The organism is Paenibacillus sp. FSL R7-0048, assembly GCF_038004505.1.
GTDB classification, from domain to species: domain Bacteria; phylum Bacillota; class Bacilli; order Paenibacillales; family Paenibacillaceae; genus Paenibacillus_AQ; species Paenibacillus_AQ odorifer.
On sequence record NZ_JBBORF010000001.1, the window covers coordinates 4,426,584 to 4,438,668 of the forward strand.

The window sequence follows — 12,085 nt, forward strand, 5'->3', positions numbered from 1 at the left end:
TGCTCCATTCTATGCAGAAGCCTAGATTACGGTGCCTATTAAATGGGCTATTCTTAGAATGGCAGAGCGACCTTCTCAACCTTAACATTTACAGAAACTAGAGACAGTCCCATCATATTTTCAACAGCATTTCTTACATTTTGCTGCAGTATATAGCAGACCTCTTGAATCACACATCCGTAATTAACTATGACCTGAAGATCGATGGCAACATCCACTTCTTTTACTTCAACGGACATTCCTTTTTTTACATTTTTACCGCTTAGACGTTTAGCCCAGTTGTCCGAGATACTGCTTCCTGACATGCCGGCAATACCCGGTGTGTCCAGAACCACTTGCCCGACGATCGAAGTCACCACATCATCTGAAATATGAATTAGTCCTTGCTCCGTTCCTTCATTCATAGAAATCCCTCCATAATGTTTTATTAACTTAAGAGATATCAGGACTCTCCTCTACCTCTATCTCTACCCGGCGTTGCTTGACAAACAAATAATAGGCCTTGGTCAAGACGATTTTAACAATCATATACAGCGGAATAATCAGCAATATCGCAATGATCCCGCCTAAATCACCGCCAACTAATACCAGGATAATCGTTGTCAGTGGATGAATATCGAGCTTTTTCCCAAAGATGTAGGGAGCGATTAAATTATCCTGTATCTGCTGCGCTACCAGAACAATGATGATGGACCAGACGGCTATAGACGGCGATTGAATGAATCCGATGATGAAAATAGGGATACTAGACAGTATCGCACCAATAAAAGGCACGAAGTTCATCACAACTGCGATTACAGTCAACAGCAATGCATATTGCAGGCCGATAATAAGGAAACCAATATACATCAGAACGCCTAAGGCTAAATTAACAAGCACCCGGCCCACGATAAAGCCACTAAGCGCACTGTCGATTTCAGTCATCATTGTAGTTCCTTCTTCACGATACTTCTTTGGAAAGAAACTTACAATCTTACGTCCGAATTTCCCACCTTCCTTAAGCATGTAGAATAACATAATCGGAAAGGTGAATAAAATGATCGCGAAATTCGAAACAAAAGAGAACAATCCTGATACGTAATTCGTTAATAGCGTAAACCCTTTATTCAAATAATCCGTCAATGTGGAGGCTGGATTCGCATCAGCAGGGATCAGCGCAGACAGAAATTCATTATCTTCTAGTTTCAATAGCTGTTGATTCAAGGAGGCAATGAGATTCGGCATATTATCGACGAAATTAACTAATTGTGTGCGAAGTGAAGGCCAAACGCCGATAATAAAAGCAAACAGAAGCACTAAAATAACTACATATACGATGATAATCGCCAAAGAACGATTCAGCTTATATTTCTCCAAGGTATCGATCAGTGGCCGCAGCAGGTAATAAAAGAAACCCGCCAGCATTAAAGGCACTATAATGACACTGAACAAAGACAGGATCGGTGTGAATAAAAAATCTACGCGTGAGCCTAAATATACAATGCCTAACACTAAAAGAATCGCTAGACAAACTCTGATGAAATTGTTCAGTTTAGCCATAGTTTCTCTCCCGTCTTCTGATTTGGATGTCTTCCAGCTCGTTATTTCGGAATCCGGATGGTGAATACCGTAGGTTCCTTCTTTCGGCGACTGAGATGAAGCGTACCCCCCATTTTCTCTGTATTTTTCATAGCTATCGAGAGACCTAGCCCTGTTCCTCCCGAAGCTGTCCGCGCTTTATCTCCCCGAACAAACGGATCAAACATTGTGGACCACAGCTCTTCTGGAATACCCACTCCAGTATCAGCGATTTCAATCGTGACTTCTTTCTCCAAAGGAATCACCTCCACACGCAAATGTGTGCCTGGAGGATTATAGATCAGTGCATTGGAGATCAAATTATGAACCACACTCGAGAGCAGTTCCGCATCAAAGTTCAAAAACACATCCTCTTCGGGAACATTTAGATGCAAAACAAAGTTCTTTTGTTCAATCTCTCCGTACGTATCTGCAATGATTTCACGAATAAATTCGCCCAGTTCTTGATGCTCCATTCGTAGCAAGAAATCCGGTGAATCTATTTTTAACAGCTCCAGCATGTTCTGAATCAGCTTAGTAACTTGTGAGGATTTATTATAAATATAGCTTAAATATCTTTTTTGGCGTTCTTCATCCTCGCCTCTACCCTCTACAAGCGCCTGGGCAAAGCCTTGTATACTCGTTATCGGCGTCTTCAGATCATGGGACAGATCAACCATCATCCGTTTCTTACTTTCCTCTGCCTGGCGTTTTTCTTTGGTCGTCTTTTCAATTACGTCTGCCATATAATTAAAAGTCTCTCCAATTTGCGAAAATTCCTTCTCTGCATATAAAGCGATTCGAGTATCATAATTCCCCTGAATCATCTGCTTCAATCCAAGCGTGATGATACGCAGTGGTTTCCTGATTCGCCGCGCCACCCAATAGCTGTACACGATAATTAGCAAAAGAATCATTCCCACACCCAAAAAGACGTAGTATGAAAGCGAATGATTAAAGTAGGCCACGAAGGGATCACTATTAATGGTGATGGTGATAGCTTCCCGCGGCAGCTTCAAGAGCAGCCACTCCGATTCGCTCTGAGCATTTAGCGTGGTCAACGAATAAAAGTAAGCTTGATCTTCTCCATTTTCCAAACTTTTTAAAAGCTGGTTACTGGTATATTGGGTTACACCGTCTTTTTTTTCTCCAACAACCTTGGTGACCTTCATGTCTTGATCCAAGACCTCGATCCATCCCCCGCTACGCAGAAGACGTTTGGTTTCTATCCCATGCTCCAGATTATCTCGATAAGCACTAGCTTCCACCTTCAAATCAGGATCAGCGATTTTATTTTTTTCAAAAATATGGGTCACATCAAGATTAATAAACAAATAATATACAATCACGAGAAAAAACAAAATACAGATAAACAACAAAAAATCCAGCGTCAGCGATGATTGTAAAGGTCGTTGATCTCTATTGCTCCATAGGCGCTTCAATTTTGTATCCCAGCCCTCTAATAGTCTTTAAATATACTGGCTTTTTGGAATCTTCCTCAATTTTTTCCCGGATATTGCTGATATGTACCATGATACTATTATCTTCGTACACATAGAAATCTTCCCACACGGCCTCATATATTTTTTTGCGTGTAAAGACTCGTCCAGGCTGCTTCATCATTAGTTCCAAAATTTTGTACTCGGTAGAAGTAAGCACCACAGGTTCACCTGAACGATAGAGCAGACACTGGCTTTGATCCAGCATTAATTCACCTAATACAATCTGTTCAGCTTCTTTTTCCTCAACGACTTGCGCATCGAAATGATGTACACGCCGCAGCAGTGCTCCAACACGGGCTACTATTTCTAATGGATTAAACGGTTTGGAAATATAATCGTCGGCTCCTAGTTCAAGACCCAGAATTTTGTCATGATGTTCGCTTTTGGCAGATAAAAATAACACTGGAAAATGATGCACCTCGCGGATCTTTTTCAATAATTGCAGTCCATCCAGACCCGGCATCATAATATCCAGAATTGCCAAATCAACTTTATGGTTCTGTACCTGCGTTAAGGCTTCAGTACCACTGTTTGCTTCCAAAATGTTGTACTCTTTCTCTAGATATAATCTTAGCAATTCCACAATTTCTGCTTCATCATCAGCGATCAATATTGTATACATGATAATCCCCCCATCTAACTATATTCTGTGATTATTAACAGAGCCTAAACACAATCTAAAGAATAGCTAAATTATCACATAGTAATAAAATAAAAATCGCACACGGGAAACCGTCCCATGTACGATCGTAATTTGTCTGGATTGTGAGGATCACTACTTTAAAAAGCTACGCCAATTCCGCCTTCCCCAGCATAGGTTCCCATAACCGGACCCATGCTTGAGAGTAAGACTTCTTTGAAGGGATGCTTTAGTAAAATGCGTTCTTTAATCTCGAGTGCCAGCTTCTCACAATTACTGTGTACAATAGCGATAACCGCTTTCTCGTAATCATGCTGCTTCTCATCCAAATGCGCTAGCAGACGATTCAGTGCTTTTGGAAGACCCCGGGTCTTCTCCACTACTTCGACAGTGCCTTCTTCGCTGATTTTGAGCAGCAACTTTATATTGAGTACAGACGCTACGGCTCCCGAGAGCCGACTTAGACGTCCGCCTTTCATTACATTCTCCAGAGTGTCCAGCGTAAAATAAGCGTTAACTTCCTCTATCTGCTGAAGTACCTTTTCCTTGAGCTCTTGCAAGCTTGAACAAGTTAAGGACCACTGCGCCGCCAGGCCGACAATCAATGACAGCCCGCCTGAGAAGTTTTTGGAATCTATAACCTCTATTGCATTGGTATGTCCTTCATCCTTATACATTTCCATAGCAATCATAGCCGTCTGATAAGTGCTACTAATATTAGAGGACATACAAATGACCATAATGTCAGTTCCCTCCTCCACTTGCTTGAACTTCTCAAGGAATTCGTTGGGACTTGGACTAGCTGTGGTAGGCAGCTCCTTGGATTCGCGCATTTGAGCATAAAAGCTTTTCGTGTCCGTATCTGCCGGCATTAACTCATGCCCAAAATGAACCGGTAGGTGGATCACGGAAACATTATACTTCTCCATGTAGTCAAGGGGTAGGTCTGAACCGCTGTCTGTTATGATCTTGATTGCCATAATATAAGTACTCTCCTTTCAATATCAGTACTATTATAGCCACCATAAAATGAAATCTCCAGTAACCTTTATAACTTGAAAAATTCTTCGATCTGTGTTATGTCTTTCTTCCTTAACTTGTCCTTATATGATATGGTTTATGAATAAGCGTATAGAAATGGAGTGTATGTATGAGTAAGGGTAGAGTATGGAACAGAGGCAAACATGATGGTACAGGACTATCGAGGAAAAAAACCGTAGATCAAGAGGGTGCAGCTTCTACTGAAACTGAATCCACAGAACCTTCGAATGAACCTTCCAATTCAAGAATTGATACCGTAAAACCGATGAATCGCACGAATTGGGTGACCAGACCCACCCGTGTCAGCAATAAAGATTCGAAAGACAAACGATAATTCATACATTCTGAGATTTGAGGACCCAGATGACGTTATTGGCAAATTTCCAGCCTTTTGAGCAGAGTTTCGGACTCCAGAGCCGTTATTCCGTAGAATGAGGTTCATATATGGTGTTTTCCGTGCCATTAGTGGCTATGCGGTCCGTTAGCATCCCAAATGTGGAGTAAAACTGCGTTTAAGGTCATCTGTGTCCGATAGTTATCTTTGTACATGCAAAAGTAATGAAATCCAGCGAACAACAAAAAGGGTTGTCCCAGTAGCCATTTCATCATTTCATGGCTTATGGAACAACCCTCTTCTATTTTCTACGCCATATATCCTAACTCCGCTTCATCTCTGGAGGGGGCTTCGCCAATTAACTGCTTCAATAGTTTTTTCATCATTACCGAAGCCTTTACTTTGGTATGAAGACACGGAGAAACCTCTATTTCATAGTTCCCTTGTTTGATAGCTTCCTTCAATTCTTCCACCGTTGAGCAGGAGTCTTGCAGTCGATTCACAACACTGCCATACTGCAAACACTGATGACTGTCACTGCCAGCAATCACAGGCACACCCAGCTTCTCAGCAAAGGGCGTGATCAGGTTTTTATAGGTCTCCACCCCCTGCATGTAAATATCCTTAGCGTTGAAATCAAAAGCGTCTAATCGCTGAAGCAATGCCGGATCCAGTTGATGTAAAGGTGTAGAAGTTCGGAAGGGATGGGCTCCGATTTTCCAAAGATTATGTTCGTCGGCCATATCAAGCAACTGCTTAAAAGGTATGAAATTCCCCTCCTGCGTATGCTCATCTAGTAAAGCGCGAACAGCTAGAACATTCTCCTTCAGTCCGATCAACAGGATATGACCTGTCTCCGCGATATCCACTTCCATGCCTGGAAACAGTTTAAGTCCGTTCACATCGTAATAATGCCCGTTATAGGGATAAGTCTGATCCAGCGCATCATACATCGCAAAGAAATTAGAAGTATTAAAATGCTCGGTCAATGCTACAGCCTGTAATCCATTCGCCTTGGCTTCGAACATCATCTCCGCAAAATATTCGGGTGAAAACGTAGATTTCTTAGATAATTTACCATGGGTATGCAGATCAATATTCATCATGTCTAATTCGTCTCCTTTGAGCTTGTAAGTTATGTTAATACACCAGTTCAGGGTAGAGATAACCAATACAGAATATCAAGATGACATAAGCAGTGGATCCGGATAAAAAGTACCAGTCGGACCGCTTCATTTTTAAATAAGATAACTTGATCTTCTTCACTTTCTTATTATTAAGGCCGTAGCTAAATCCCCGAGTCTCAAGTGCTTCAATCGTTGTTCGAGAACGTTTAGCTGTGTTCAACATGAGCGGGTAAAATGCCAGAATGACGATTCGCAAATAATACGTTATTGTTCGCCAATAGAAAATTCCATGTTGAAGCGGTCGTTGCCCTCTCAATCTAAAGGAAAGTAGGATCTGATGGAATTCCTCTAGTAAAGTAGGCAAAATACGATAGCCATAAGATAAGCTGAATGCAAAGGTATCAGGGATTCCTAAAGACAGTAAGCCGTCACTAAGTCGTTCCGGATCAAGACTAGAGAAAACCGTTATACTCGCCAGCGAAATCACCGAAAGCTTAAGCGTCAGTGTCAGCATAGGCAGCAAGGATTCAATCCCCCCACCGAAAAAGAGCGTCAATATAAACATCCAGCCAATCTGGCTGATTAAGCCGAGACATAATATAAAAATAATATAAGGGCTGACCCGGGAGAGGACGGTCGTTAAAACCATAAGCACGAACATCCCTAACAGGATTGTCCGGTTATGTACAAACCAAGGCACGATGGCAAAAAAGAGATACCAGAGCAGCAGGGTTCGCGGGTCCAGCCTGCCCAGAAAAGTGCTGCTGCTGTTATATGCGGTCCCGAGTAACTCCAATTTGATTTGTTCTACAGATATACGGTCAAGTGCCCGTTTAACGGCTTCCATGGATTGCAGCTACCTCCTTCTTTTCCACTAAACTCACAAACTCTTCTAAGCTACTGCAAATTCTAGGGAGACCGAGCATACGACTTAGCTCCATCAATTGGGTCTGGGCCAGACCCGCACGCCGTAAAAGAAGGCCGTCAGCGAAAATTTCATCCTTCGTCCCATCCGCAATTATCCGCCCTTGATGCATTACAATTATTCTGCTGGCCCATTCAGAGACAAGCTGCATATCATGAGTTGCTATGACGACCGTCTTCACATGATTACGAAGCGTCTCCAGCACATGTACCATTTCTTGTTTGGTCGAAATGTCCAGATTAGCTGTCGGTTCATCAAGCAGCATGATGGCGGGTTTAACCGCGGCACCAATTGCCAAGGATACCCGGCGCTGCTGCCCTCCACTTAACAGTCGGGCATCCCGTTCAGCCAGCTCGCTTAAGCGAAACGCCTTTAGCATCTCATCCACTCTTTCATCCGTATCTGGTAGTTTCCGCGCCTTCAGATAATAAGCGATTTCCTTACGCACAGAATCCTCGATAAACATTTCCTCCGGATTTTGGAATACATAAGCTACCGTACCGGAGAGACGTTCAGGCGGCAACCCGTTCACCGTCATTTCTTTAACCTTTACGGTTCCAGCTGTAGGTCTGACAATACCAGCAATCAGCTTCATTAATGAAGATTTACCTGCTCCGTTGTTGCCAATAAGAGCAATGGACTCTCCCTGCCCCAGTTCTAGCTGAATTCCATTCAGTACAGGATGCAGCACCTTATGAATCGTACGGTAAGAGAGGTGAACATTCTCCAGCTGAACGATAGAATTTTTTTCTTTTGCAGCTATAGGGAGCAGCTCTTGCATACGTCCGATTGGAAGTGTCTCCTTGGCATCCTGACGAAGCGTCATACGGGTACTGCCTTCCTCAGCATTTAAGGGAAGCAGCTTTGACTTCTGATCATCAGGCTGTAGCAGCCAAGCCGCCCGGGTCACATCCGGTGGGTAAATGCCCAGCTCTAGCAATTCTTGTACAGATGACAAAGCTTCACGCACAGGCTTCTGCCAGCACATTTTACCCTGATCCATCAGGACAACATTTTTGCAATAATCCGCAATAAATTCCGCATGATGCTCAATCACTACAATGGTCTTTCCATGCTCCTCATTCAAACGCTGCAAAATATCATAGATATGACGGGCATGCTGCGGATCCAGCTGGGCTACGGGTTCGTCGATCACCAGAATTTCCGGATCCATAGCTAGTGCTCCGGCCAGAGCGAGCAGATGTTTTTGCCCACCACTTAACTGCCAAATAAATTCATGCCTCAAGTCACTAAGTCCGGTTAGCGCCAGCGCACGCTCTCCCCGTTCCTTGTAATCCGTAAACCCATAATTTAGAGGTGTAAAAGACACATCATCAAGCACTGTCGGTCGTACCAATTGATTCTCGAAATCCTGATAAACATAACCGATACGTTTGGACAGCTCTGCTACACTTTTTCCATCCGCAGATTGGCCGCAAACTGTCACCTCTCCACTGAAATCACCAGTGTAATAATGTGGAATTAAGCCGTTAAAGCATTTGCAGAGAGTAGATTTCCCGGAGCCATTACTGCCGATGATCGCAATAAAATCCCCTTCTCCCAGTCGTAAGTCTACGTCTTGCAGTACTGGTTGTTCAGCTCCCGGATACGTAAAGTTAATTTTGTTCAATTCAAGAATTATATTACGCATCTGCTTGACCCGCTTCCTGTCTTTTTCGTGCCGAACGCCGAAGCAGTGCAATAATCGCCGTTGCCGCTACTACAGCCGCCACCAACATACTGAGCCAAATCAAGGTCTTTTCATTCGATTCCGCCCCTGCAAGCTCAAAATCACCGAAGTTCCAGCCCGATTCCGATAACAATTCCGAACCCACCGCTACCATCACTAGAAAGGTTCCGGCAATGACCAGCTTAGGAGATAGCCACGCTCCTGTTGCATATTTCATATTCCGCTCACGCGGTTTCATGCCGAGTAATGGTTCAATTTTTCCATATAAACGCGGAACCAGATACATGGTAGGAATTAGCGCGAACAAAATGCCGGAGAAAAGGACATCATTCAGGAACCCTACTCCCTCAATTACAACGATACTTTCTGCCAGCCCTTTAACAGCCTCTAGCTCTTCTACCCCTACCCACACCTTCACAATATCTATAACGGAGCTAAAAAACTGGTGAATCGCCACGCCGGTAATCGCAGCCACTCCAACTTGTCTTCGATTTTTCGGATCAGACACCATACGGCCTGCGGTATACATCGCCAGTGAGAAGGTAATGAATTTCTCCAGCTCCCCTAAACCTCCAAATTGGCCTAACATCAATTCCCCGAAGATTACCTCACCAACAGCTGCTCCGACCGCCGCATATAAGGGGTGAAACAACATACATAATGTCAAAGGAATGAAGGCGAAATATTCAATGGATAATTCAATCGGGCCCAGTTTGATCCCAGGCACTAGCTCGGTAAACATATTGGACAACCCGTAAAGCGACATCGACAGTACAAAAATCATCATTTTTTGTGACTGAGTCAGTGTGTAACGCGTTTTTATCGTGCTCATGAAATATTTGGCCTCCCAATAAGAATTTATCTTCATTATAAGAAGGCCATGTCATCACAGCTTTTTTCATTTGTTAAGTGAGAGTAATATTTTTTTCAATATTTTTAACGTTGTAAAAATATTTACAACATATTCACACGTTATATTCAATCTATCGCATCATCATAGGAGGATTGAGAGATTGTATAAAGATTGGAACCACCGCGCTTTTTCGCCTAATCAACGGATAATTGCCGACTTTATTCAAAAAAATGAGCAACGTGTGGTCTATATGACCGAACAAGAAATGGCAGACGAGCTGCATTTGAGCATCGCCTCCGTTTCACGGTTCTGGAAAGCTGCGGGATACAAACATGCCAAAGATTTTAAAAACCGGCTCCGTTTCCGCTTTGAATCCACACCTTCTGTAAAAATGCGTGATGCCATGCAGCGATCAGACGATACCTCACTCCCTCAACTGCTGCTGGACAATTGTTCACATCATTTGCAAGAAACACGCCGCTATTTAAGCGACGATGTACTAAAGCGTGCAGTAGATGCGATATCTACAGCTCGGATTATTTATGTATACAGCCCTGGCCCTTGCGCCGGATTAGCAGAGCTAATGATCTATCGAATGGCGCGTTTTGGTCTTCAAATGAAAAAAATGGCCCCCAGCGGCCATGAGCTGCTAGAGACCTTAATGCATGCTGACAAACAAGATGTCTTGCTTGTCTTTGGATTTGTGCAAATACTGCCTGAGATTGAAGTCATACTGAACCATGCACGTGAAGCAAATTACCAGGTCATCCTGATCACAGATAGACTTGTCTACCCGCGATCCCAAGATGCAGATATCGTGCTTTATGCGGGGAGAGGTGAGGTTTGGGAGTTCCATTCCATGGTAGGCCCCACTTATATTATTGAGAATTTGATCCTTGGAGTGGGATTAGCGAATAGGGACAGTAGTCTAAGCAAGCTGGATAAATTGCAGCAATTGCGCGCGCAGTATGGGGGGAAGCTCCCACGGAGTTAGGTTGACTGCAAGGATAAGGGGAATTTAATTCATTCCTAAAGCTTCTTTAATTTGTGGGATAGATAAACCGTTTGCTTTCATTTCTTTGATCCAAAGAATGCGCGCGACGGTTTCTTCTCTTTTATATCTGCGTGTTAAATTCTCCTCTGCCTGTTCAAAGGGCAGCATGCCTTCTTCTGTATAATGTTTGAGTGTACTATAACGAGCATTTGTGATTCTTACTAATTCCCCTATCGATACATATTCTGACGCCATAATATTCTCCATGGATCGTTGTCTAGACATTGATAACCAACTCCTTTACAGCGGGCGCTTCGGAATAAGACGCACACCTTGAATTGGCACTTTCATCATTACAAAATGTGGGATCGCATCGTAGAGCAAATTATCAATTTTAAGAGTCGCAATCGATCCTCTCTCCAGCACCTTAACTCATGTCCATAGGACATTAATCTTGTAATAACTGCGTCTAACCTTTGATTAGAATTATCAAACCAGGACTCTGTTTCTATAAAGACAGCTCGTGATCGCTCTAGGGCAGGGAAGATAAGATTGATACTACTGCCGATAAAGGTCTTCGCAAACTTTGTCTTCAATGCTAAAAAACGTTTGATACCTAACTCAACTCCCTGGCGAATTTGTATAGGAAACAGCGCCTTTGCCCATAAGTTACTTTGGTATAGATCATGTAATTTGATATTCACCTCTTCTAATTCGTTCAGCGAGAAGAAATCATGCATACATCCACATTCACGAAGTAGCCATAGCATACAAATGACCTCATCTGTTACTGGGCCCTCTTCCAAAATCTCTGCCCGCATATTCTCTGTAATGCTCGTGTACGCCTCCATATTACTGCGATAGGCTCTAATTTCAACTTCAGCAGAATCAAAATACATGTCGCTCCCTATCAGGCTTGGTATATCTTCAAGCAAATTCATTGCTTGAAGATAATCTGAAATCGCGGTTTCGAACTTTTTTAATTGATGGTTAGACTTCCTCGAAGCCTTCTTTAACCACCAATTTAGATCACCCTTCACCTCAGCACTATTATGAAGTAAGGATTGTAGAACAGTTTCTCTGTAGAGTGTTGAATGAGATTGATCAAGTGCTTCCTTGTGCAAAGTTAACTTGTTCTAAGATTGTGTAAAACATCCCTCTAAGTAAAGCTCCAATATAACCGCTGCTGCCATGCAGCGCAAAGACACTTTCTTGACAGTAGTCATCTGAAGACTTCTCTGTGCATTAAGCGCGATCAATGAAAAACTTGGTGCTAATTTAAGATCCATCATAACCATCCACCCCTATCCATTAATTCGTATTTACAGGATGATATTTATTCCGTATGGTGAGCGTTTGATTAACTTACTACTTACTACTTACTACTTACTACTTATCACTTACAATACACCATCTTTACAA

Annotated in this window: 13 protein-coding genes; 2 read left to right on the forward strand and 11 right to left on the reverse strand. The window is 42.9% G+C overall.

The window, feature by feature from the left end:
* Positions 1–53: 53 nt before the first annotated feature.
* The 5 genes from NSQ91_RS19755 to NSQ91_RS19775 form a co-directional block, all read right to left on the reverse strand.
* Positions 54–404 (reverse strand): Asp23/Gls24 family envelope stress response protein, encoded by a 351-nt coding sequence (locus NSQ91_RS19755; protein WP_076127105.1) that lies wholly within the window; start codon positions 402–404, stop codon positions 54–56.
* A 28-nt stretch (positions 405–432) separates the two neighbouring features.
* Entirely contained in the window at positions 433–1,539 is a 1,107-nt protein-coding gene (locus tag NSQ91_RS19760; protein ID WP_076304589.1) for an AI-2E family transporter, read from the reverse strand.
* A gap of 41 nt (positions 1,540–1,580) precedes the next feature.
* The gene (locus tag NSQ91_RS19765; RefSeq protein WP_076182735.1) at positions 1,581–2,999 is read right to left on the reverse strand and encodes a sensor histidine kinase; all 1,419 of its coding nucleotides are present in this window, start codon (positions 2,997–2,999) and stop codon (positions 1,581–1,583) included.
* A complete protein-coding gene (locus NSQ91_RS19770) occupies positions 2,977–3,684 on the reverse strand; it encodes a response regulator transcription factor (RefSeq protein WP_170914177.1) in 708 nt (235 codons plus the stop codon). Before NSQ91_RS19770 ends, NSQ91_RS19765 begins: the two co-directional genes overlap by 23 nt.
* Positions 3,685–3,839: 155 nt before the next feature.
* On the reverse strand, positions 3,840–4,679 hold the full coding sequence (locus NSQ91_RS19775; RefSeq protein WP_036688632.1) for a DegV family protein: 840 nt from the start codon (positions 4,677–4,679) through the stop codon (positions 3,840–3,842).
* A 170-nt stretch (positions 4,680–4,849) separates the two neighbouring features.
* On the opposite strand from NSQ91_RS19775, the gene NSQ91_RS19780 reads away from it, so the two are divergent.
* On the forward strand, positions 4,850–5,074 hold the full coding sequence (locus tag NSQ91_RS19780; RefSeq protein ID WP_076190853.1) for a hypothetical protein: 225 nt from the start codon (positions 4,850–4,852) through the stop codon (positions 5,072–5,074).
* A gap of 308 nt (positions 5,075–5,382) precedes the next feature.
* Here the strand turns inward: NSQ91_RS19780 and NSQ91_RS19785 are convergent, their stop codons facing one another.
* The 4 genes from NSQ91_RS19785 to NSQ91_RS19800 are packed head-to-tail and all read right to left on the reverse strand — an operon-like array spanning position 5,383 to position 9,648.
* Positions 5,383–6,180 carry a PHP domain-containing protein gene (locus NSQ91_RS19785; protein ID WP_305953529.1) on the reverse strand — a complete coding sequence of 266 codons (798 nt, stop codon included), beginning with the start codon at positions 6,178–6,180 and terminating at the stop codon, positions 5,383–5,385.
* 34 nt (positions 6,181–6,214) lie between these two features.
* Entirely contained in the window at positions 6,215–7,048 is an 834-nt protein-coding gene (locus NSQ91_RS19790; protein WP_339187586.1) for an energy-coupling factor transporter transmembrane component T family protein, read from the reverse strand.
* Complete coding sequence (locus tag NSQ91_RS19795; protein ID WP_340919482.1) at positions 7,035–8,777, reverse strand: ABC transporter ATP-binding protein; 1,743 nt, start codon at positions 8,775–8,777, stop codon at positions 7,035–7,037. The genes NSQ91_RS19790 and NSQ91_RS19795 overlap by 14 nt, the downstream gene beginning before the upstream one ends.
* Complete coding sequence (locus NSQ91_RS19800; protein ID WP_076127114.1) at positions 8,770–9,648, reverse strand: cell division protein FtsQ; 879 nt, start codon at positions 9,646–9,648, stop codon at positions 8,770–8,772. Before NSQ91_RS19800 ends, NSQ91_RS19795 begins: the two co-directional genes overlap by 8 nt.
* A 181-nt stretch (positions 9,649–9,829) precedes the next feature.
* Between NSQ91_RS19800 and NSQ91_RS19805 the strand changes: the two genes are divergently transcribed.
* Positions 9,830–10,663: a MurR/RpiR family transcriptional regulator gene (locus NSQ91_RS19805; protein WP_076127116.1), complete on the forward strand. Its 834-nt coding sequence runs from the start codon at positions 9,830–9,832 to the stop codon at positions 10,661–10,663.
* A gap of 24 nt (positions 10,664–10,687) precedes the next feature.
* Here NSQ91_RS19805 and NSQ91_RS19810 read toward each other — a convergent pair whose 3' ends face one another.
* Both NSQ91_RS19810 and NSQ91_RS19815 read right to left on the reverse strand, forming a co-directional pair.
* Positions 10,688–10,948, reverse strand: coding sequence for a helix-turn-helix domain-containing protein (locus NSQ91_RS19810; protein ID WP_036688642.1), 261 nt, complete (start codon positions 10,946–10,948; stop codon positions 10,688–10,690).
* A 68-nt stretch (positions 10,949–11,016) separates the two neighbouring features.
* Positions 11,017–11,787, reverse strand: coding sequence for a hypothetical protein (locus NSQ91_RS19815; RefSeq protein WP_340919485.1), 771 nt, complete (start codon positions 11,785–11,787; stop codon positions 11,017–11,019).
* Positions 11,788–12,085 lie beyond the last annotated feature (298 nt).